Genomic DNA, 19,741 nt, shown 5'->3' on the forward strand with positions numbered 1-19,741 from the left:
TATGATGGCTAGAGAGATTTGTCGCGTAACTCAGCCGCCGTAGATGAAAAAATCTATAGTGGCTTTTTATATTTTATTATACTTTTTTGTATATAAGATGTTCACTGTAGATTGTTATCTTTACAGCGGACATCTTTTTTGTTTGATTAAAGGAGGAATTTAATGGGGAATAAAATTACTGGTCAAACACAGCTTGCAGGCTTAATTGCTCATCCTGCAAGGCATAGCATTTCGCCAAAAATTCAAAATATGGCGTTTACCCATAACAAAATGGATGCATGTTATTTAGCGTTTGATGTTTTGCCAGAAAATTTAAAAGACAGTATCGAGGGCATTCGGAGTTTAAATTTAATCGGGGTTAACTTATCCATGCCTCATAAACAAGCGGTTATTCCGTTGTTAGATGAACTGTCACCAGAAGCACAGCTAATCGGTGCCGTTAATACGATTGTAAACCAAAAAGGAAAACTAATTGGCTATAATACAGATGGTATTGGCTTTATTCAAAGTTTAACTGAAGAAGGCATCGACATTGTTGGTAAAAAAATGGTTTTATTAGGTACTGGTGGTGCAGCAACGGCGATTATGTGCCAAGCAGCACTTGATGGTATCGCATCGATTGCAATTATTAGCCGACATGGCGAAAATTATGAAAAAGCCAAACAAAAAATAGCAACGTTACTTGAAGCAACGACCTGTCAAATTCAATTAATTTCAGCAGAACACGAGACAGAGATTTCAAAAGCTTGTCAAGATGCCGACTTACTTGTAAATGCGACAAATGTTGGCATGGGCGAACCAAGTGTCGCGTTGCCTTTTATTAAACGTGAGGATTTAAGAACGAATTTAATCGTTATTGATATTATTTATTATCCGAAAGAAACTTATTTATTGCAATGTGCCCGAGAAATTGGTGCGCAAACAGTGAACGGTCTGGGGATGTTAGTCCATCAAGGGGCAAAAGCTTTTGAATTATGGACAGGGAAACAAATGCCGACTGATTTAGTTAAGCAATCACTCGAAGAAAACTCAAATAATTAAAAGAAAGTAGGAATTTAAAATGATCGTTATTATGCAACCAGGAGCAACTGAAAAACAAATTGAAAGAGTTGTAAAAAGAATTAAAGATAGTGGTTTAGATTACCAATTAAATACAGGGAGTGAACAAGTTGTTATTGGTTTATTAGGTGATACTCGTGCCATGCAAGATATTGCTTTTCGTAGTTATGAAGGCGTTGATAAAGCTTTAAGAATCAGTAATACTTATAAATTAACATCACGTGAGTTCCATCCAGACGATACGGTTGTCGATGTCGATGGCGTTAAAATCGGTGACGGAAGCTTTGTCACAATGGCCGGTCCTTGTTCAGTAGAAGGTCTTGAACAAATCCGTGAATCGGCTCGAATGGCTAAAGCTGGGGGCGCAAAAATTTTGCGTGGTGGGGCTTTTAAACCAAGAACATCTCCTTACGCTTTCCAAGGGATGGAAGAAGAAGGTTTGAAAGTAATGCGTCAAGCAGCCGATGAATACGGTTTGAAAGTAATCACAGAAGTAATGGATGAGGCACATATTGATATGGTGGCAGAATACTCAGATATTATTCAAATCGGAGCAAGAAATATGCAGAATTTCCGTTTGTTATCAGCTGTTGGAAAAACAGGCAAACCAATTGGCTTAAAACGTGGAATTTCAGGAACGATTGATGAGTGGTTAAATGCAGCTGAATATATCGCGGTTGAAGAAAAAAGTCCGGTTATTTTTATCGAACGTGGGATTCGAACTTACGAAACAGCCACTCGAAATACTTTTGACTTAAGTGCCGTTCCAATTATTAAAAAATTCAGTCATTTCCCAATTATTGTTGATCCAAGTCACGGAACAGGTGTTTGGGACTTAGTTACCCCTATGGCACGTGCCGGAGTTGCGGCTGGTGCGGATGGTATGATTGTTGAAATTCACCCAGATCCAGCTAACGCTTGGTCAGATGGTCCGCAATCATTAAATGAAAAGAACTACTTATTAATGATGAAGGAAGTCGATATTTTAGTGAAAGCAATGCAAGAAATTCGTCAATTAGAAAAATAATTCGTAAAGGGAGACTTTTGATGCATATTCAATTAACGAATCATTCATACGATATTTTGATCCAAAAAGGCGCGTTGCAAACTGTTGGCCAGTGGGTGAGTCAACAGTGGCGAAAACAAAAAGTGGGGATTATTACGGATACCAACGTAGCCCCTCTTTACGCTGAAAAAGTAAAAAAAAGTTTAGAAGAGCAAGGGTTCAAAGTTTCTATTTATGTTGTAACAGCTGGCGAACAAAGTAAATCTTTACAAGAAGCTGAAAAATTATATCAATCGTTAGCAGAAGATCAATTTAGTCGAAGCGACGGTATCATTGCTCTAGGTGGCGGTGTGATTGGCGATTTAGCCGGGTTTGTTGCCTCAACTTTTATGCGTGGGTTACATTTCTTGCAAATTCCGACAACACTACTGGCACAAGTAGATTCAAGTATTGGTGGAAAAACAGCTGTTAATACGTCAGCAGCCAAAAATCTAGTTGGAACGTTCGCGCAACCTGCAGGTGTTTTAATTGATCCGGAAGTGCTTCAAACACTGGACACGCGAAGAATTCGTGAAGGAATTGCTGAAATCGTTAAATCAGCGGCAATTGCAGATGTTCAATTGTGGGAGATTCTTCAAACTTTAAAAGATGAACACGAATTAATTGAACAAGCTGAAACCATTATTCCACTTGCTTTACAAGTAAAAAAACACGTCGTTGAAGAAGACGAGTTTGATAACGGTAGTCGTTTGACCTTAAATTTTGGTCATACAATTGGACACGGAATTGAAAATACAGCTGGCTATGGCGTCGTGAGCCATGGTGAAGCAGTAGCCATTGGGATGGTTATGATTTCTCAAGAAGCGGAACGTCAACAATTGATGCCTGCAGGAATCACCGATCAAATTCGCCAAATGTTAAAAAAATTCCATTTGCCTACCCAATTAGAAACGATTCAGCCCGTAGCTGTTTATCAAGCAATTACGCACGATAAAAAAACACGCGGTTCCAATATTAAAATTATTTTATTAGAAAAAATCGGGCAAGCTAAAATTGTTACACTACCTGTAGAAGAAATAAAAAAATACATTAATTAAATGTTGAAAAAAAGGGGAGTATTATATGCGTTATATTACAGCAGGAGAATCACATGGTCCAGAATTAACAACAATTATTGAAGGCTTACCGGCAGGAATGCCCTTAAGCGCGGAAGATATTAACTTTGAACTCGCACGTCGTCAAACAGGGTATGGTCGGGGTGGTCGAATGTTAATTGAAACCGACCAAGTTCGAATCACTTCTGGCGTTCGTCATGGCAAAACTTTAGGCTCTCCTGTTACATTAGTTGTCGAAAATAAAGACTGGAAAAACTGGACGACTGTGATGAGTATTGAAGATGTCGAAGAAAAAGATCGCCATTTACGACGTTTAGCTCGTCCGAGACCAGGTCATGCAGATTTGGTTGGTGGCATGAAATACCATCATAGTGATTTACGTAATGTACTAGAACGCTCCTCTGCCCGTGAAACAACCATGCGAGTAGCGATTGGTGGCATTGCTAAAAAATTACTAAAAGAATTACAAATTGATGTTGCGGGGCATGTCACCATGTTAGGTGGCGTAAAAGCAACCATTCCAGAAGGATTAACGGTAAAAGAAATCCATGAAAAAGCCGAAGCTTCTGAAGTCCGCGTCCTTGATCCTTTAGTAGAAGAAGAAATAAAAGCTTTAATCGATCAAACGAAACGTAATGGGGATACGATTGGTGGCGTTGTAGAAGTTTTAGTTGGTGGTGTCCCGGCTGGTTTAGGAAGCTATGTACAGTGGGACAAAAAACTCGATGGCAAGATTGCCCAAGCGATGGTCAGTATCAATGCCTTTAAAGGCGTCGAGTTTGGTATTGGCTTTGAAGCAGGGGTTTTACCTGGCTCAAAAGTAATGGATGAAATTTTATGGGATGAAGAAAAAGGTTACACCAGACGTAGCAATCACTTAGGTGGTTTTGAAGGTGGCATGACTAATGGGGAAGTTGTGGTGGTTCGTGGCGTCATGAAACCTATCCCAACTTTATATAAACCACTTCAAAGTGTCGATATTGATTCAAAAGAACCTTATAAAGCAAGTATTGAACGTTCTGATAGTACGGCTGTTCCAGCTGCATGTGTTGTAGCAGAAAGTGTTGTTTCAACGGTTATTGCTAATGAAATTCTAGAAAAATTTCCAAGTGATTCCTTTGAAGAACTGGTTGCCTCGGTTGCTCAATACCGTGACTATTTAAAAAACTACTAAGCTAGGAGAACAAACATGACGCAAAAAGTGTTGATTGTCGGCTTAGGTCTCATTGGGGCATCATTGGCTATTGGTATTAAAAAGTCTCATCCCAACCTAACACTTGTTGGATGGGACTTTGCTGAAAAGACAAGAGAAATTGCCATTGAACAGCAAATGGTTGATGAAGTCGCGTTAGATTTTAAGCAAGGTGCCCAAACAGCCAATTGGATTGTTTTGGCCGTTCCTGCCCGTGTATGTTTACAATATTTGAACGAACTAGCCACATTGTCGTTACAGTCAAATGTTTTAGTGACCGATGTTTCCAGCACGAAAGAAGAAATCATGAGTGTTGCGGAAAAATTGCCATTTGACTTTATTGGTGGACATCCAATGGCTGGCTCACATAAATCAGGTATACTAGCGGGTGATGGTGATTTATTTGAAAATGCTTATTATATTTTTACGCCACCTCACGATAAAACTGTCGCAAAACGAGTAGATGAACTCAAAGAACTTTTTAAAGGAAGTCGAGCGAAATACGTTGAGTTATCAGCCAATGAACATGATCAAATCACGGGGATGTTAAGCCATTTACCCCATATTATTGCCGCTGGTTTAGTAAATCAAGCAGATCAATTTAATCAAATGCATCCTCGTTCAAAACAATTGGCAGCTGGAGGTTTTCGGGATATCACTCGAATTGCCTCGTCTGATCCGCAAATGTGGACAGATATACTATTAAGCAATCGCCGAACATTAATAAAATTACTGCAAAAATGGCAAGGGAAAATGACAGAAGTTGCGGACTGGCTTTCTCAAGAAAATGCGGAAGCAATTTATCGTTTTTTTGAACAAGCAAAAGATACAAGAGATAAATTACCGATTCATCGCAAAGGAGCAATTCCAGCATTCTATGATTTATTCGTAGATGTTCCTGATACCCCAGGTGTGATTGCTAAAGTAACGACCTTGTTAGGAGAAGAAGAAATTTCACTTACGAATTTAAGAATTTTAGAAACGCGTGAAGATATTATTGGGGTGTTACAAATCACATTTAAAAACCAACAAGATTTGATGGCCGGAAAAGCCTTAATCGAAAGCAAAACCAATTATCAGTGTCGTTTAAAATAGGAGGAGTTTATGAAATTAGTTAAAGCAAAAAAATTAAGAGGTACACTTGAAGTGCCAGCGGACAAATCCATTTCTCACCGTAGTATTATGTTTGGAGCGATTGCTCAAGGGACAACCACCGTTCATAACTTTTTACGAGCCGAAGATTGTATAAGCACCTTAAATGCCTTTAAAGATTTAGGCGTTCAAATCGAAGATGATGGTGAGGTGATTACCATTCATGGTCAGGGGGTTGCCGGATTAAAAGCTGCCTCTCATCCAATCGACATTGGCAATTCAGGAACAAGCATTCGCTTGATGATGGGGCTATTAGCTGGTAGTAATTTTGAAACGACTCTTTTTGGCGATGAGTCATTAAATAAACGGCCAATGAATCGGGTTATGCTTCCTTTACGAGCGATGAAGGCTGATTTAAATGGTGAAAACGATACAGAGTTTCCACCAATTACAATCCGAGGCGTTCAAGCATTAAGCCCTATTCATTATGAAATGCCCGTCGCAAGTGCCCAAGTGAAATCGGCTATTTTATTTGCGGCCCTACAAGCACAAGGAATGTCAACAATTATTGAAAAAGAACTTTCAAGAAACCATACAGAAGAAATGATTCGTCAATTTGGCGGTAAAATTGATGTAACGGACAAAACGATTACTTTAACTGGTCCACAACAACTCCAAGGACAAGAAGTTGTTGTACCAGGAGATATTTCATCAGCCGCCTTTTTCTTAGTAGCAGGTGCTATTGTACCGGATAGCGAAATTCATTTAACTAATGTCGGAATGAATCCAACTAGAACAGGAATTATTGAAGTTTTAAAACAAATGGGTGCTAACCTAACGATTGAGGAAGAAGATCAGCAAAATCAATCAGCCGATGTTACGATTCGAACGTCTAACTTGCAAGGGACCGTTATCGAAGGGGATATCATTCCTAGTTTAATTGATGAAATTCCAGTCATTGCCCTTTTAGCTACCCAAGCCCATGGAACAACGGTTATTAAAGATGCACAAGAACTCAAAGTAAAAGAAACAAACCGGATTGATGCGACCGCAAATGAATTAAGAAAAATGGGAGCCGATATCACAGCGACAGATGATGGGTTAATCATTAATGGACCAACAAAACTACATGGTGCAACGGTATCAAGTTTGGGAGATCATCGAATTGGTATGATGTTACAAGTTGCGGCTTTACTGACACAAGACGATGTCGAGCTTGAACTACCTGAAGCAGTAGCGATCTCTTATCCGGCCTTCTTTGAAGATGTCAAAAGTTTAACTCTAGAAGGAAGTGATTAAAGATGAAACAAATTGTTTTGATTGGTTTTATGGGCGCAGGAAAAACAACAATTGGGCATCTTTTAGCACAAGAAACAGGCTTAACTCAATATGATTTTGATGAACTAGTCGTTAATAAAATCGGTATGAGTATTGCAGATTATTTTGATCGTTTTGGCAGTGACGCTTTTCGTGCAGTTGAGACAAGTATTTTGGAAGAAAGTGCTGATTTAAGTGGGATTATCTCGACGGGGGGCGGCATTGTTTTAAAAGAAAAAAATCGAGCAATCTTAAAAGAAATGCCCTACGTTATTTACTTGAAAGCCGATATGATGGCGCTAATTGAGCGGGTTGTGCTAGATAAACGTAATGTGCGTCCTTTGGCAGAATCAAAATCACCTGAAGAGATTGCCGAAGTTTATTTACCTCGAGTACCGTTGTATGAAGAAAGTGCTAAAATCATTATTGAAACAACGGGTCGAACGCCAGAGGATATTGTAAAAGAAATTTTAAATGAAGTAGGTAAACGATGAAAATTGCTTATTTAGGTCCTAAAAATTCATTTTCTTTCCAGGCTGCAAGCCAGCTTGGAGAAGAAAATGAATTTATTCCATACCCATCCATTCCAATGTGTCTTCAAGCGTTAAAAAGCGATGCGCTTGATTATGCTTTAGTTCCAATTGAAAATTCACTAGAAGGTTCCGTTCATGCGACCGTGGATCAATTTTTTCAGACAACAGGCTTAGTTGTTTTAGGCGAAATTATATTACCTATTCGCCAACAACTACTCGTAAATCCTGGAACGACCCTACCAGGAAAAATTTTATCGCATCCACAAGCTCTAGCACAGTCTCAACAATTTTTGGAAAGCCATTTTCCAGAAGTGCCAATGGAGGCCGTTTCGTCAACCACGTTTGCAGCAGAGTGGGTAGCCAATCATCCCGATAAAAAATACGCTGCGATTGCCTCTGAAGAAGCTGCTAAAGAATATAGTTTGGAAATATTAGGGAAAGACATCCAAGATAATGCTTATAACCAAACGCGTTTTTGGATTGTCGGTAATGAAAAACAACAAACCTTTGATTTTCTTGGACCAACAACAAAAATGACATTATTTGTAACGTTACCAGCAAATCTTCCGGGTGCATTGCACAAAGTCTTATCAACTTTTGCTTGGCGTAATATTGATTTAACGAAGGTCGAATCACGTCCTTTAAAAACGAATTTAGGGGAATATTTCTTTATTATTGAATTGACTGTAGACGAAAATGAAGCGTTAATTGAACAGGCGGTTAAAGAAATGGAATCACTAAAAATCGGGGTACGTTTAATTGGTCATTATCCGATAAAGGTTTGTTCATAATTTTAAATAAAAAAATAATAGGCTAGTCAAAAGAGGGGGGGTTCCTACTTTTGACTAGCCTTTTTTGGCACACTTATTTAATCGCTAGCGTTTTTAAAATTGAACGTAATTCAGAAACAGGAACTTGTCCAGGAGCAGAAGCTTGCTTAGCTGCTCCAAAAGTAGCTGCCGAACCAAATAGTTGACCGGAAATACGACTAACCATGCCTTTGTCGCCCATTGACATGGTAATAATTGGGCGATCGGCATATAAACGAGACATCTCATCGGTTGCATTCAATAACGTTAAAACATCTTGTGCTGAATTAGGCATCACAGCAATTTTGCAAATATCCGCACCTTTTGCTTGCATTAGGCGCAAACGTTGAATGATTTCTTCTTTTTCGGGTGTGGCAAAAAAATCATGATTACACATTACGATTTTTACTTCTTTTTCTTTGGCAGCTAAAAGAAGGGTTGCGACTTCTTTTTCAGGCATGAATAGTTCGACATCTAATAGATCCGCTGCGCCATTCTCAACAATTTCGTGATAAATTGCAAAATATTGGGCATCTGGCAATTCTAATTCGCCACCTTCACGTTTGCTACGAAAAGTAATTAAGAGTGGTTTTGCTAAGATTTTTTTCAAATCATGAGAGAAAATCGCTGTTGCTTTTGAATCAGTAACTTCTTCAAAATAATCGATTCGCCATTCGACAATATCACAATCAATTGCTTGTAAATTTTTTGCTTCTGTTACTAATTCTTCTCTTGTTTTTCCTACTAAAGGAACGATAATTTTTGGGAAACCTTCACCGATAATGGTTTCGCCGATTTTTACGGTTTTCATTGTTAAAAAGCCTCCTATTTTGTAAGATCAATGGTTTGACGATAACGAATAAAAATAATAATAGCTAAGATAAAGCCAATGCCAGCAATAATGGCATCAAACAACATGAATCAAGAAAGGCATTACTAATACCGCCAAATAAGGCAAAGAAGATTGCTAGCAAGAAGTGGCGGCTAGCCAATAATCCAATAAAGAAGATTGCATAAGAAATTAAGGCAATCATGACCGTTTTTTTCCTACCAAAACGATCTGAGAAATAACCTGAAAAATACAAAACAAGAGCTCGCCCCAGTCCAATGGCACTCATCACCAAAGTAATCTGTGTCATTGAAGCTTGCCAATAAACTTTTAAGGAGTCCATATTTTGTGATAAAATAATTGCGGCCATTCCTTGAAAAATATAATTAAAATAAAGACTAGAAATAAGAGGGAGGTAACTTTTTTTTGCCATCGTTAATAATTCCTTTCGAGTCGAAACTTCTGTTAATTGTTATACAATCTTTTAATGTGATTTTATTCACTTTTTCTTTCTCGTATCTTAGCTGATTTTAAATAATAATACTAATGAAATTTATGGATGAAACTGATAAAATGTATTTATCAAAAGGAGTGATTTCATGAATCTACGTCAATTAGAGTTTTTTGTGGCTTTAGCAAAGACTGAACATATGACGCAAGTTGCAAAAGAATTAAATACTTCACAACCCAATATTAGTCACGCCATCAACACTTTGGAACGAGAACTAGGAGTCGCTTTATTTGAAAAGAAGGGACGTAACCTTTCGTTGACAAGGTATGGTCGAGCATTTTATGAACAAGTAGCTCCTTCTTTGCAATCATTGAACATGGCTCAAAACAAAATTACTGAAATGGTTGACCCTAATTTAGGAGAAATAAAAATTGGCTTCATTTATACCCTGGGGGCCCAAAGCATTCCGAGTAAAGTTCGTGATTTTAAACAAATGCCAGATAACGAACGGATTCGCTTTCTTTTTTCGCAAGGGAACTCGCATAAAATTATTGATATGCTTCAGCAAAATCAGATTGATTTAGGCTTTTGTTCAAAAGTGGAAGCCGATTCTGATTTGCAGTTTGATTTATTTACGAAAGAAGAACTCATATTGGTCGTGCCAGAAAACCATCCTTTAGCAATCCATGAAGAAATTGAACTAGACGAAACGACAGCATTTCCTTATATTTATTATCACAAAAATAGTGGATTAAGACCAATTTTAGATGAAGTTATTCAAAAGTTTTCTTTAGATTTGCAAATAAGTTATGAATTAGAAGAAGACCACAGTATTTTAGGATTTGTCAGTGCTGGATTCGGAATTGCTTTAATGCCCGATATTCTTTCGATTGCTTCATATCCAGTCAAAAAAATAAAGATTCGTAATGCTTTACCTGAGCGTAATATTTACTTAGTCTCAAAAAAACAGGAAACACTCTCGCTAGTCGTTAAAAAATTTAAAGACTATTGTTTAAAGAAAAGCGATATTGGGCTAAATCTTTAGAAAATAGGATTTTTACTTCAAATTAAATGATATTTGGTTTGAGTGATAGCCAAATTCGTATTTTCTTCTAAATATATTATTAAAAGAGTTTCAAAAGCATTCCATTATATGCTATATTATTAGAGACGTTTGAATTTTTTTGAAACGAGGATTGAAAATGAAATTAGCAGTCGTTACTGATAGCACCGCTTTTTTGTCAGATAAAATAAAAAATCACCCTGATTTATTTATCATTCCTATTCCAGTCATCTTAGATGGAAAGATTTATAATGAAGGAATCGACATTGAAGCAGATGCTTATTATGAATTATTGAAAAATAGTAAAGAGTTTCCTACCACTTCTCAGCCGGCACTAGGAGAAGCGTTAGAATTGTATCAACACATTGCTAGTCAGGGTTATGATACAATTATTAGTATCCACTTATCAAGTGGAATCTCAGGATTTGTCAGAAATTTGAATACCATTATCGATTTTGATCCAAAGGTAAAAATTATTCCTTATGATTCTAAAATTACTAGTGCGCCGATGGGGTATATGGTCGAGACTGCTTTGTTGATGGCAGAACAAGGGCAATCATTTGACAAAATTACTAAAAAAATCGATGCGATTCGTTCAAGTATTTCTGCTTACATGATTGTTGAAGATTTGAATAACCTTGTTCGAGGTGGACGATTAACAAATGGTGCTGCTTTAGTTGCGGGGTTATTGAAGATTAAACCGATTTTAACTTTTTCAGATGGTGAAATTGTTCTTTTTGAAAAAATTCGCTCCAGTAAAAAAGCATTTGCAAGAGTTGAAGATTTAATCGGCCAACGAATCAGTGAGCTACAACAACCCGTTCAAGTTAGTGTGATTCATGCCAACAACTTACAAGCAGCAATGGAAGAAAAAGAAAAATTAGAAAACCTTTATCCTGAAATTAGCGTAAATATCGCTCATTTTGGTCCAGTGATTGGGACCCACTTAGGAGAAAAAGCTCTAGGATTCACGATTTCAATCGCTTAACATTCAATAATTCAAAATAAACTAACTGTTTTTTGCAGTTAGTTTATTTTGTTTATTCCAAAAAAATAATTATACAAAAATAATTGTATAATTATACAAAAATAATTCCTTAAAAAGAATAAACTTTACAAATAGCAAGCTTATCGTTTATAATTTTACTATTACTATTTTTTAAGTAAAAAAGAAGGAGGCAAATTATGATTGAATTTAAAAATGTGGAGAAATACTATGGGGACTTCCATGCGTTGAAAAATATCAATTTGAATATTTCAAAAGGTGAAGTTGTCGTCGTAATTGGACCTTCTGGCTCAGGTAAAAGCACGATGTTGCGTTGTATTAATGCACTGGAAGAGATCACAACTGGTGAATTACTTATCGAAGGTGTGAATCTAAGAGATAAGAAAACAAATCTAAATAACGTACGAAAAAATTTAGGGATGGTTTTCCAACACTTTAATTTATATCCACATCGCACCGTGCTAGATAACATCACTTTAGCACCAATGAAAGTTACAAAAAAATCAAAAGCGGAAGCAGAAAAAAAAGCGGAAGAATTATTAGCAAAAGTTGGAATGTTAGATAAAAAAGAGCTATATCCTTCACAATTATCAGGTGGGCAGCAACAACGAATCGCGATTGCTCGAAGTTTAGCAATGGAGCCAGATATCATGTTGTTTGATGAACCGACCTCTGCACTTGACCCAGAAATGGTTGGGGAAGTACTTGAAGTTATGAAAAGCCTAGCAAGCGAAGAAGGAATGACGATGGTCGTTGTTACGCATGAGATGGGCTTTGCTCGAGAGATGGCCGATCGCGTGATTTTTATGGCTGATGGTGAAATTCTCGAAGACCAAGAAGCAGAAGCCTTTTTTGAAAACCCACAAGAGGTTCGAGCACAACAATTTTTAAGTAAAATTATTTCACACTAAGATAAAGAATAGGGGGGATTCATTTGAAATTAAAACAATATTTTTATTTAGGAATACTCACATTCAGTCTTTTTCTCTTGGCGAGCTGCCAAACTAAAGGAATTGCAGAACAAAACATTCTAGATCGAGTAGAAGAAACACAAAAAATTGTTTGGGGTGTAAAAAACGATACGCGGTTATTTGGTTTAATGAATATTGCAACAAGAGAAGTAGAAGGTTTTGATATCGATATTGCAAAAGCTTTGACTAAGGAGATTTTAGGTCCAGATGGCAAAGCAGCGTTTGTTGAAGTGACTTCTAAAACCCGTATTCCGTTGCTAAAAAACGGTAATATTGATGCTATTATTGCAACAATGACCATTAGCGAGGAGCGGTTGAAACAAGTCGATTTTTCAAATATCTATTTTGCAGCTGGACAATCACTTTTAGTCAAAAAAGGTAGCTCAATTACTGGTGTTGAAAGCTTGGATGAAACTAAAACCGTCTTGGCAGTTAAAGGGTCAACGTCGGCTCTAAACATTCGAGAACACGCGCCAAAAGCAAAAATTTTAGAGTTAGAAAACTATGCAGAAGCGTTTACAGCTTTGCAATCTGGTCAAGGGGATGCCATGACGACTGATAACGCGATTTTGTTAGGAATGGCTGAAGAAAATCCAGCATACACTTTAGCTGGCGATATTTTTACGGATGAACCATATGGAATTGCAATTAATAAGAATCAACAAGACTTTTTAAATGCAGTAAACACAGCATTGGCAACTATACAGGAAAATGGAACATACCAGGAAATATTTAATTTTTGGTTTCCATCTGTAAATAACTAATTTAAGGAGGTTAGAACTATCATGGTCGATTTATTACTTAATAATCGCGAGTTAATCTTCCTTGGCTTAAAAACAACCTTATTAGCTAGCGTGATTGGCTTAATTGGAAGTTTAATAATAGGTACGATAATGGCGATAGTCCAAGTTTCACCACTCAAAATAGCAAAAAAAATAGCAACAGCTTACGTTGAATTTTTCAGAAATATCCCTTTGTTAGTGATTGTTATGTTTTTCTTTGTTGTCGCTCCAATTTACGGATTCTCATTTGATGGTTTTTGGGCCGGGACACTGGGTTTAATCTTATACACTTCCGCTTTTGTCGCAGATACGATTCGAGCAGGGATTGAAGGAATACCAAAAGGACAGATGGAAGCTGGTCGTTCGACGGGTTTAACCTATGTTGAAACAATGTGGTACATTATTTTACCGCAAGCATACAAGATTGTATTGCCACCACTAGGAAATCAGTTTATTAACTTAGTAAAAAATTCATCTATTTTAGCAATGGTTACAGGGGTCGATTTAATGTACCAAGGTGATTTAATTGCAAGCACGACTTTTCAAACAATTGAAACTTACACATTAATTGGTTTCATCTATTTATGTATTACGTTACCAATCTCTTATCTAATGAAACATTTAGAAGAACATTATACTTTAAAAAACTAAGGAGGGAGTAAGATGAGTTTCTTATCCGCATATTCATGGATCAACATCCGGTTTTTATTAGATGGCTTACTCGTAACCTTGCAAGTAGCGATTGTTTCGATTGTTTTAAGCTTTTTAATTGGAGGTATCTTAGGAACTTTGCGCTTCATGAAAATTCCAATCATTTCAAATATTGTCATGGTGATTGTTGATGTGATTCGTAACTTGCCTTTACTATTAATTATCTTTTTCACCTACTTTGCTTTACCAAAAATTGGAATTCAATTTAGTATTTTTTGGTCAGCCGTGGTTGCGATGACAATTTTTGAGTCAGCAATGTTATCAGAAATCATTCGAGCGGGGCTTGTTGCTGTCCCAAAAGGACAAATGGAAGCTGGGCGGTCGACAGGCTTAAGTTATCTAGCAACCCTATACTACATTATCTTTCCACAAAGCATTAAATTGATGCTACCACCTTTAGTCAGTCAATTTATTTCTTTGATTCGTGATACTTCACTTGCTGTCATTATTTCGTTACCTGAATTAACTCATAATGCAAAAATTATTTATGCGCAAGAGCCAACAGCTGTTTTACCAATGTTTGTTGCTATGGCTGCTATTTATTTTGTTGTTTGTTATTCGCTATCAGTATTTTCAAAAAGATTAGAGAGAAAATGGGCGGTTTAATGAGAAAAATTTACTTTCTTCGCCATTCTATTCGTGATCAAAGCGTCCACGATGAAAAAGCGCCTCTAACAACACGAGGTAAGCAATTGGCAAATGATTTAGTCCCTTATTTTGGTGATAAGAAAATTCAATTTCTTTTTTCTAGTCCATTTCAAAGAACGATGGAAACCATTAAACCAGTTGGTAGACACTTTAATTTACCACTTGTTGAACATGACGGACTCAGGGAACGAAAAAACGGGGAATGGTTAACCCAAGATTTTGATCGATACACTGAAAAGCAATGGGGCGATTTCGATTTTAAACTTAAAAATGGTGATAGTTTAAATGAGGTAAAAGAAAGGATTGTTCCAACGTTTTATGAAATATTAACGCAAACAACCGGAAATGGTGTTGTCTGCGGACATGGAACCGCCTTTTCAGTCTTGTTTAACACTTTAACTAACCAATCATTTGGTTATCAAGAATTTTTAACAATGAAAATGCCGGATGTTTTTTTGGGAACTTTTGACAATCAACAGCAATTTATTTCTTTTGAGAATATAAAACTTGATTTCTAAAAACAAGGGGAGCCTTAGAAAAGCTCACCCTTGTTTATTTTTACACTAGCAGTATACTCAATAAAGGGGATACGGGGGATAATTTCAACTTTATTTTGTCAAACAAATTCACAAGACAAGGAAAATAAGAGAAAAGAGGAGAATTTATGACGGATCAGGAACAAATAATGAAAGGTTTAAAGCAAGAGGAGGGTGCGACCAACCAATTAATCGAATGTATGTTTAGGAACATCGGTACTGTCGATCCAGTTCTACGTGATGAAATTATTTATCAAGGGTGGATTCAACTGTTAGAAGAGCAGCGTTTGTCCTTAGAGCAAAAACGCTGGTTGTTAAAGCAAATCCAGGAACAAGAGTCCTTATTTCTAGCGATAGATACAGTCAATGATGCGGTCTTCACTAGAAGTTTTACTTCACTGTTGCTCGTTTTACTGATTGAAGATCATAAACAAAAAGGTTGGTTAACATTAGAAGAGCAACAACAGATTATAGCAATCAGTTTAACTTATATGGCACAAGAAAAAGATAACCGCGGTTTCGTTGAAGGGAAAGGGTGGGCACATGCTTTTGCTCATGGTGCGGATTTATTAGGTTCTTTAAGCCAACTAATTACTTTAACGACAGAAGATGTTATGGCAATTTTAAACCGTACTAGCCGAGCTTTAATTGAGATTGATGACTTTCTTTATAGCGAAGAAGCTAGATTTTCCATTGCAATCATCGAATTAATAAAAAATAAAAAATTAGCTGAAAAAGAGTTAAAAACTTGGATTGATAAAAATAATAATCAATTACTTGAAGCAGAGAGTTTTAATTTCTGTTGGAGTCAATTCTTATTAACATTAACAAAAATCTTAGACCTTGAAAAAATAGAAATGCCAACTGTTCAAGCTAGTTCAGATGTATTTTTTTCTTGGATGTACAAAAAGTTCGGTATTATTTAGGCTATTGGAAATCCATTATTTTAAAGAGTACTTGAAGTATATTATTTTTTATAACTGGTGGAATAGTTTTTTAGGTCGTGTTGGAAAAATTAGCTTGTCAATGTAAGCGCCTGATAAGTCTGTTATGCAGGTTGCTCGCGGACAAGCTTAAATGTCTGACAAGCAAAAATAAATGTCCGATGATTTTAAACTAATATCGATTGGATTGAATCGCTAACAAGTGTATAATGTCTTTAAAAGCTTTGTGAGGAAAATAAAATGATTGAATTTGATAATTTAAAAGAGTATTTAAAATGCGGTTTAGGTTTTACAGATTTATTTGAAGAAGAAATGTTTTATTATTTATTAAAACGTGATGGAAAACTTTTTTATGATCCAGCAACAAAAATGATGTGTGATGTAAATTTAACGCCAGTTTATTATGTAGAGCAGGTTTATACAGGTAGTAAGTCTTATTTATAATAAAAAAAGCAAAAAAAAAAATAAGCTATTACGCTTCTCTAAGGTTTAGTAACTTTATATAATGTATAAAGTGCAAATGTAAGTTTACAGTAGATTATGTTATAATTGTTTAAAAAAAGTGAGGGGTTATTTTGACAATTATCAACAGTGGCCGTTTATGGTCTGGGATTGCGTTAGAAATTATTTTACTGTTATCAATTTTCGCGATCTTTTATTTTATTTTTACAAGTGGGAAAATTCGCAAAGATTATTTATCTTCAAAGGGACTTAGTAAATCTTCTTTGTGGTTCGCTATCTTGCTTCAAATACTTGCAATGGTTCTTATATACTTTTCAAATATTGACGGTTCTATTATTAGTTTCTAAACGTAAAAAGACTACTCTTGATGAATAGTCTTTTTTTTTGCTTAAAATAGCTTGTTTACGTCTTTTACAATTTTTTCTTTTTGTTTAGCAATTTTTTCTAGATCCAGGAGATTTTTTTTAGCTCTCATAATTTCAATTAATTCTATCATGTCTTTTTCTGTGGCTTCGTTCATAATAAAATCTTTTATTTTCCTCTTATCCCAGATTTTTTTCAATTATTTCACTCCTATTCCAATTTTATTGCTTCGATAAAATCTTTCAATTTATCAATTTGGTTTTCACTCAACGTTTTTAAAAAATCTTGATCTTGTGCAGCTTTTTTCTTTTCATTGTAGGGAGGAATATTCAAAAAATCAACTAGGCTAACTTCTAATGCTTCACATAATTTATAGAGCATATCTAATTTGGGTACACTTTCCCTATTAATCATATTACTAAGTGTTGATTGTCTTATTCCTGTTAAATCTGCAAGTTTATTTATTGTCATGTTTTTTTGTCTTAAAAAATAATAGAGTCTATCAATGATAATTTTATTATGATTCATAAATTTCCTCCATTTTATTTATTTATATCTTCATTTTAAAGGTATTAACCAAAAATTGTTAACCATTTTGTGTTGCAAAGTATTCCTAAATGGTTTATAATCAAATTAACCAATAAGTGTTAACTTTAACCAAAAGGAGTGTTAAAAATGAGTAGAGAATGTTTAAAAAGTAATGTTATTAAAGTAATTGATAATGTTGCTCAAGAAAGTTTATCGAAAAAATATTATGACGCTTTTTTATCAGAATTAGAAGATGTTACTGTTGAAGCAATGCCTCTTTTTATGAATGGTATTTTAATAAAAGATAATAAAAGTAATGAAATTTTAGTTTACACAATTCCGCTTTCAGATGTTGTAGTTGTTGAATCTCGTTATTCAGATGGTTTTGAAATGTCTAATAAATTGGTATTTGAAAACAATGAATGGCTTATCGTTTAAATTAATTCATAAATAAAAAGGAGAAGGAGTGTTAAAAATGAGTAGAGAATCTTTAAAAAGTAATGTTATTAAAGTAATTGATAATGTTGCTCAAGAAAGTTTATCGAAAAAATATTATGACACTTTTTTATCAAATGTTACTGCTGAAGCAATGCCTCTTGTTACGAACGGTATTTTAGTAAAAAATAATAAGGGTAATGAATATTTAATTTACACACTTCCGTTTTCAGATGTTGTAGTGGTTGAGACGTTTTTTTTAGGTAGTTTTAGTTTTTCTAATAAATTTGTATTTAAAGATAATAAATGGCTTATTGTTAGATAAGTTAATTTATAAATAAAAAGGAGAATGTGAAATGAATGTTGAAAAAGAAGTCCTTTTATTAGGAATGTCACCTTATTCATTTAAAAATGATGATGGTGAATTGATTGAAGGACTAACAGTGCATTACGTTGCACCAGATGAATTACTTGAGAATGGAACAGGTTTGAAGCCTATCAAGGCGCGTATGGATATTGCAGATTATAACAAATATCAATTTCAAGAATTGCCTGCGTTATGCACGTTGAAAGGGCAATTTCAGTTAAGTAACATGAAGTTGAATATTTTAAGCTTTAGCAACTTTAAACCATTATTCGTTAATGAAAAGTAACGTGTTATGGAACAAGAAATTTTAAATGAGCTTAAAGTTCTTACTGAAATTTTAAAACAAGATGTACAGCTTCGTAGCGATCAATTGCAATTACAAATTGAAAAAAACGAAAATGAAAAAGAACTTGAAGAAATTGCTAAGGTCGAACAGGAACAAAAGCAATTAGAGATTACTGCAGAAAAAGCAGTAGCAGAAAAACGAGCGGTGCAACTTGAGCAATTTATTGAACAATTAGAAGCTAATGAAGTACCTGAAACTGAATTTAAAGCTCAATTGCTTGAAGCATTACAATTAATTGATAGTAATAACAGCACTGCGTTTCATTCGCTTGGAGAACAACTTGAAACAATTAGTGTGAAACTTGAGAAAACAGAACAATCTAAAAATATTGATGATGCCAGTTACTTTAGTAGTATGACAATTATCGTGTTCTTATGTTTTGCTATACCAGCGGTAGCAACTTATAAGTTTTTATCTCGGTTATTTGATGGCTTTATTGCCTGATTATAAAAATAAAAAGTGAATCAAAAGGAGGGGTAGTTAGTATGTTTACAGCAGAAATGTTTGAACCAGTGGTTACAGCAATTACAGGTGTAGCACCTATTGCAATTGGCGCAGGAGTTTCAGTATTTGCCGTTACATGGGTTGCCAAAAAAGGTTTTGGTTTAGTCAAATCAATGATGAATAAAGGTTAAGCAGCAATTTTAAAGTTACCGATTTAGGGGCTAGGGGATACCCTGGCTCTTTTCTTTTTGAAAGGAGAAATAACATGTTTGATTTAAAGAAATGGGCTAAAAGAGTAGGTATAGTTTTTTTATTCTTAGTTTTGCTAGTGCTGGGCATGATGTTTATGCCGTTGACTCGTCTAGTTATGTTGATGATGGTAGATCTAGCAATGATTATGATTCAAATAGCACTAGCGTTGGTAGTGATGAAATTAGCATTGATAGCGATTCTTTGGGTGATGGGCAAGAAGAAGATTTCTATGCACAAGATGAAGAATATTTACAACAGTTTCAAGGCGAAAGCGTTGTAAGTGATGAAGATTTTCCGTTTCCATTAATAGACGAATCAGAGTTTCAAGGTTCTTCAGTTGTTGAAGATAGTACATTTGATATAGTTCCTTTTGCTTCTCGTGCGGTTGCTTCTCGTGCGGTTGCTTCTCGTGCGGTTGCTTCTCGTGGGGTTAGTTGGTCTTATCCTAACTCAGTTGGTTCAAGTTCTTCATCTTCTCTT

28 protein-coding genes are annotated in these 19,741 nt (G+C 35.5%); 24 read left to right on the forward strand and 4 right to left on the reverse strand.

Annotation, left to right across the window (positions count from 1 at the left end; all coding sequences use genetic code 11):
- Positions 1-162: 162 nt before the first annotated feature.
- The 8 genes from JOD14_RS08220 to pheA are packed head-to-tail and all read left to right on the forward strand — an operon-like array spanning position 163 to position 8,105.
- Positions 163-1,041: a shikimate dehydrogenase gene (locus JOD14_RS08220; RefSeq protein WP_204654349.1), complete on the forward strand. Its 879-nt coding sequence runs from the start codon at positions 163-165 to the stop codon at positions 1,039-1,041.
- A 19-nt stretch (positions 1,042-1,060) separates the two neighbouring features.
- Positions 1,061-2,086 carry a 3-deoxy-7-phosphoheptulonate synthase gene (gene aroF, locus JOD14_RS08225; RefSeq protein WP_204654350.1) on the forward strand — a complete coding sequence of 342 codons (1,026 nt, stop codon included), beginning with the start codon at positions 1,061-1,063 and terminating at the stop codon, positions 2,084-2,086.
- Between the two features lie 20 nt (positions 2,087-2,106).
- A complete protein-coding gene (gene aroB, locus JOD14_RS08230) occupies positions 2,107-3,162 on the forward strand; it encodes a 3-dehydroquinate synthase (RefSeq protein WP_204654351.1) in 1,056 nt (351 codons plus the stop codon).
- Between the two features lie 25 nt (positions 3,163-3,187).
- Positions 3,188-4,354, forward strand: a complete 1,167-nt coding sequence (gene aroC / locus JOD14_RS08235; RefSeq protein WP_204654352.1) for a chorismate synthase — start codon at positions 3,188-3,190, stop codon at positions 4,352-4,354.
- 15 nt (positions 4,355-4,369) lie between these two features.
- Positions 4,370-5,467: a prephenate dehydrogenase gene (locus JOD14_RS08240; RefSeq protein ID WP_204654353.1), complete on the forward strand. Its 1,098-nt coding sequence runs from the start codon at positions 4,370-4,372 to the stop codon at positions 5,465-5,467.
- A 9-nt stretch (positions 5,468-5,476) separates the two neighbouring features.
- Positions 5,477-6,763, forward strand: coding sequence for a 3-phosphoshikimate 1-carboxyvinyltransferase (gene aroA, locus JOD14_RS08245; protein WP_204654354.1), 1,287 nt, complete (start codon positions 5,477-5,479; stop codon positions 6,761-6,763).
- Between the two features lie 2 nt (positions 6,764-6,765).
- Positions 6,766-7,275, forward strand: coding sequence for a shikimate kinase (locus tag JOD14_RS08250; protein ID WP_204654355.1), 510 nt, complete (start codon positions 6,766-6,768; stop codon positions 7,273-7,275).
- Positions 7,272-8,105, forward strand: a complete 834-nt coding sequence (pheA, locus tag JOD14_RS08255) for a prephenate dehydratase (protein ID WP_204654356.1) — start codon at positions 7,272-7,274, stop codon at positions 8,103-8,105. Before JOD14_RS08250 ends, pheA begins: the two co-directional genes overlap by 4 nt.
- 73 nt (positions 8,106-8,178) lie before the next feature.
- Here the strand turns inward: pheA and aroD are convergent, their stop codons facing one another.
- Both aroD and JOD14_RS08265 read right to left on the reverse strand, forming a co-directional pair.
- Positions 8,179-8,934 (reverse strand): type I 3-dehydroquinate dehydratase, encoded by a 756-nt coding sequence (aroD, locus tag JOD14_RS08260; RefSeq protein WP_204654357.1) that lies wholly within the window; start codon positions 8,932-8,934, stop codon positions 8,179-8,181.
- Positions 8,935-8,998: 64 nt separating this feature from the next.
- Positions 8,999-9,385, reverse strand: coding sequence for an MFS transporter (locus tag JOD14_RS08265; protein WP_204654358.1), 387 nt, complete (start codon positions 9,383-9,385; stop codon positions 8,999-9,001).
- A gap of 166 nt (positions 9,386-9,551) precedes the next feature.
- Between JOD14_RS08265 and JOD14_RS08270 the strand changes: the two genes are divergently transcribed.
- The 9 genes from JOD14_RS08270 to JOD14_RS08310 all read left to right on the forward strand — a co-directional run bounded on the left by JOD14_RS08270 (position 9,552) and on the right by JOD14_RS08310 (position 16,508).
- A complete protein-coding gene (locus JOD14_RS08270) occupies positions 9,552-10,448 on the forward strand; it encodes a LysR family transcriptional regulator (RefSeq protein ID WP_204654359.1) in 897 nt (298 codons plus the stop codon).
- 157 nt (positions 10,449-10,605) lie between these two features.
- Positions 10,606-11,454 carry a DegV family protein gene (locus JOD14_RS08275; RefSeq protein WP_204654360.1) on the forward strand — a complete coding sequence of 283 codons (849 nt, stop codon included), beginning with the start codon at positions 10,606-10,608 and terminating at the stop codon, positions 11,452-11,454.
- A gap of 197 nt (positions 11,455-11,651) precedes the next feature.
- A complete protein-coding gene (locus JOD14_RS08280; protein WP_204654361.1) occupies positions 11,652-12,383 on the forward strand; it encodes an amino acid ABC transporter ATP-binding protein in 732 nt (243 codons plus the stop codon).
- Between the two features lie 23 nt (positions 12,384-12,406).
- Entirely contained in the window at positions 12,407-13,207 is an 801-nt protein-coding gene (locus JOD14_RS08285) for a transporter substrate-binding domain-containing protein (protein WP_204654362.1), read from the forward strand.
- A 21-nt stretch (positions 13,208-13,228) separates the two neighbouring features.
- Positions 13,229-13,876: an amino acid ABC transporter permease gene (locus JOD14_RS08290; protein WP_204654363.1), complete on the forward strand. Its 648-nt coding sequence runs from the start codon at positions 13,229-13,231 to the stop codon at positions 13,874-13,876.
- Between the two features lie 12 nt (positions 13,877-13,888).
- Positions 13,889-14,542 carry an amino acid ABC transporter permease gene (locus JOD14_RS08295; RefSeq protein ID WP_204654364.1) on the forward strand — a complete coding sequence of 218 codons (654 nt, stop codon included), beginning with the start codon at positions 13,889-13,891 and terminating at the stop codon, positions 14,540-14,542.
- Positions 14,542-15,102 carry a histidine phosphatase family protein gene (locus JOD14_RS08300; protein WP_204654365.1) on the forward strand — a complete coding sequence of 187 codons (561 nt, stop codon included), beginning with the start codon at positions 14,542-14,544 and terminating at the stop codon, positions 15,100-15,102. Before JOD14_RS08295 ends, JOD14_RS08300 begins: the two co-directional genes overlap by 1 nt.
- Before the next feature lie 146 nt (positions 15,103-15,248).
- The gene (locus tag JOD14_RS08305) at positions 15,249-16,046 is read left to right on the forward strand and encodes a DUF2785 domain-containing protein (protein WP_204654366.1); all 798 of its coding nucleotides are present in this window, start codon (positions 15,249-15,251) and stop codon (positions 16,044-16,046) included.
- Between the two features lie 258 nt (positions 16,047-16,304).
- Positions 16,305-16,508: a hypothetical protein gene (locus JOD14_RS08310; protein ID WP_204654367.1), complete on the forward strand. Its 204-nt coding sequence runs from the start codon at positions 16,305-16,307 to the stop codon at positions 16,506-16,508.
- A gap of 406 nt (positions 16,509-16,914) precedes the next feature.
- Here JOD14_RS08310 and JOD14_RS08315 read toward each other — a convergent pair whose 3' ends face one another.
- Together JOD14_RS08315 and JOD14_RS08320 are read right to left on the reverse strand one after the other, a co-directional pair.
- On the reverse strand, positions 16,915-17,088 hold the full coding sequence (locus JOD14_RS08315) for a hypothetical protein (RefSeq protein WP_204654368.1): 174 nt from the start codon (positions 17,086-17,088) through the stop codon (positions 16,915-16,917).
- 11 nt (positions 17,089-17,099) lie between these two features.
- On the reverse strand, positions 17,100-17,417 hold the full coding sequence (locus tag JOD14_RS08320; RefSeq protein WP_204654369.1) for a helix-turn-helix domain-containing protein: 318 nt from the start codon (positions 17,415-17,417) through the stop codon (positions 17,100-17,102).
- 147 nt (positions 17,418-17,564) lie between these two features.
- Between JOD14_RS08320 and JOD14_RS08325 the strand changes: the two genes are divergently transcribed.
- The 7 genes from JOD14_RS08325 to JOD14_RS08355 all read left to right on the forward strand — a co-directional run.
- Positions 17,565-17,855: a hypothetical protein gene (locus tag JOD14_RS08325; RefSeq protein WP_204654370.1), complete on the forward strand. Its 291-nt coding sequence runs from the start codon at positions 17,565-17,567 to the stop codon at positions 17,853-17,855.
- 37 nt (positions 17,856-17,892) lie between these two features.
- On the forward strand, positions 17,893-18,177 hold the full coding sequence (locus tag JOD14_RS08330) for a hypothetical protein (protein WP_204654371.1): 285 nt from the start codon (positions 17,893-17,895) through the stop codon (positions 18,175-18,177).
- Between the two features lie 31 nt (positions 18,178-18,208).
- The gene (locus tag JOD14_RS08335; RefSeq protein ID WP_204654372.1) at positions 18,209-18,505 is read left to right on the forward strand and encodes a hypothetical protein; all 297 of its coding nucleotides are present in this window, start codon (positions 18,209-18,211) and stop codon (positions 18,503-18,505) included.
- A 6-nt stretch (positions 18,506-18,511) separates the two neighbouring features.
- A complete protein-coding gene (locus JOD14_RS08340) occupies positions 18,512-19,009 on the forward strand; it encodes a hypothetical protein (RefSeq protein ID WP_204654373.1) in 498 nt (165 codons plus the stop codon).
- 41 nt (positions 19,010-19,050) lie between these two features.
- On the forward strand, positions 19,051-19,200 hold the full coding sequence (locus JOD14_RS08345; protein ID WP_204654374.1) for a hypothetical protein: 150 nt from the start codon (positions 19,051-19,053) through the stop codon (positions 19,198-19,200).
- A gap of 74 nt (positions 19,201-19,274) precedes the next feature.
- A complete protein-coding gene (locus JOD14_RS08350; RefSeq protein ID WP_204654375.1) occupies positions 19,275-19,541 on the forward strand; it encodes a hypothetical protein in 267 nt (88 codons plus the stop codon).
- Positions 19,463-19,741: hypothetical protein (locus tag JOD14_RS08355; RefSeq protein WP_204654376.1), on the forward strand; the 279-nt coding region annotated here is incomplete at its 3' end. The genes JOD14_RS08350 and JOD14_RS08355, both read left to right, overlap by 79 nt.

It is taken from the genome of Enterococcus lemanii (assembly GCF_016909125.1).
In the GTDB taxonomy this organism is placed as follows: domain Bacteria; phylum Bacillota; class Bacilli; order Lactobacillales; family Enterococcaceae; genus Enterococcus_I; species Enterococcus_I lemanii.

Excerpts from the sequence above, each read along its gene's own strand:
- JOD14_RS08270 (WP_204654359.1), top strand. The coding sequence starts at position 9,552 with ATGAATCTACGTCAATTAGAGTTTTTTGTGGCTTTAGCAAAGACTGAA.
- pheA (WP_204654356.1), top strand. The coding sequence starts at position 7,272 with ATGAAAATTGCTTATTTAGGTCCTAAAAATTCATTTTCTTTCCAGGCT.
- aroD (WP_204654357.1), bottom strand. The coding sequence starts at position 8,934 with ATGAAAACCGTAAAAATCGGCGAAACCATTATCGGTGAAGGTTTCCCA.
- JOD14_RS08330 (WP_204654371.1), top strand. The coding sequence starts at position 17,893 with ATGAGTAGAGAATCTTTAAAAAGTAATGTTATTAAAGTAATTGATAAT.
- JOD14_RS08275 (WP_204654360.1), top strand. The coding sequence starts at position 10,606 with ATGAAATTAGCAGTCGTTACTGATAGCACCGCTTTTTTGTCAGATAAA.
- JOD14_RS08280 (WP_204654361.1), top strand. The coding sequence starts at position 11,652 with ATGATTGAATTTAAAAATGTGGAGAAATACTATGGGGACTTCCATGCG.
- JOD14_RS08220 (WP_204654349.1), top strand. The coding sequence starts at position 163 with ATGGGGAATAAAATTACTGGTCAAACACAGCTTGCAGGCTTAATTGCT.
- JOD14_RS08345 (WP_204654374.1), top strand. The coding sequence starts at position 19,051 with ATGTTTACAGCAGAAATGTTTGAACCAGTGGTTACAGCAATTACAGGT.
- aroF (WP_204654350.1), top strand. The coding sequence starts at position 1,061 with ATGATCGTTATTATGCAACCAGGAGCAACTGAAAAACAAATTGAAAGA.
- JOD14_RS08350 (WP_204654375.1), top strand. The coding sequence starts at position 19,275 with ATGTTTGATTTAAAGAAATGGGCTAAAAGAGTAGGTATAGTTTTTTTA.
- JOD14_RS08325 (WP_204654370.1), top strand. The coding sequence starts at position 17,565 with ATGAGTAGAGAATGTTTAAAAAGTAATGTTATTAAAGTAATTGATAAT.
- JOD14_RS08335 (WP_204654372.1), top strand. The coding sequence starts at position 18,209 with ATGAATGTTGAAAAAGAAGTCCTTTTATTAGGAATGTCACCTTATTCA.
- JOD14_RS08305 (WP_204654366.1), top strand. The coding sequence starts at position 15,249 with ATGACGGATCAGGAACAAATAATGAAAGGTTTAAAGCAAGAGGAGGGT.
- JOD14_RS08250 (WP_204654355.1), top strand. The coding sequence starts at position 6,766 with ATGAAACAAATTGTTTTGATTGGTTTTATGGGCGCAGGAAAAACAACA.
- JOD14_RS08290 (WP_204654363.1), top strand. The coding sequence starts at position 13,229 with ATGGTCGATTTATTACTTAATAATCGCGAGTTAATCTTCCTTGGCTTA.
- JOD14_RS08240 (WP_204654353.1), top strand. The coding sequence starts at position 4,370 with ATGACGCAAAAAGTGTTGATTGTCGGCTTAGGTCTCATTGGGGCATCA.
- JOD14_RS08320 (WP_204654369.1), bottom strand. The coding sequence starts at position 17,417 with ATGAATCATAATAAAATTATCATTGATAGACTCTATTATTTTTTAAGA.
- JOD14_RS08310 (WP_204654367.1), top strand. The coding sequence starts at position 16,305 with ATGATTGAATTTGATAATTTAAAAGAGTATTTAAAATGCGGTTTAGGT.
- JOD14_RS08340 (WP_204654373.1), top strand. The coding sequence starts at position 18,512 with ATGGAACAAGAAATTTTAAATGAGCTTAAAGTTCTTACTGAAATTTTA.
- aroC (WP_204654352.1), top strand. The coding sequence starts at position 3,188 with ATGCGTTATATTACAGCAGGAGAATCACATGGTCCAGAATTAACAACA.
- JOD14_RS08295 (WP_204654364.1), top strand. The coding sequence starts at position 13,889 with ATGAGTTTCTTATCCGCATATTCATGGATCAACATCCGGTTTTTATTA.
- JOD14_RS08300 (WP_204654365.1), top strand. The coding sequence starts at position 14,542 with ATGAGAAAAATTTACTTTCTTCGCCATTCTATTCGTGATCAAAGCGTC.
- JOD14_RS08265 (WP_204654358.1), bottom strand. The coding sequence starts at position 9,385 with ATGGCAAAAAAAAGTTACCTCCCTCTTATTTCTAGTCTTTATTTTAAT.
- aroB (WP_204654351.1), top strand. The coding sequence starts at position 2,107 with ATGCATATTCAATTAACGAATCATTCATACGATATTTTGATCCAAAAA.
- aroA (WP_204654354.1), top strand. The coding sequence starts at position 5,477 with ATGAAATTAGTTAAAGCAAAAAAATTAAGAGGTACACTTGAAGTGCCA.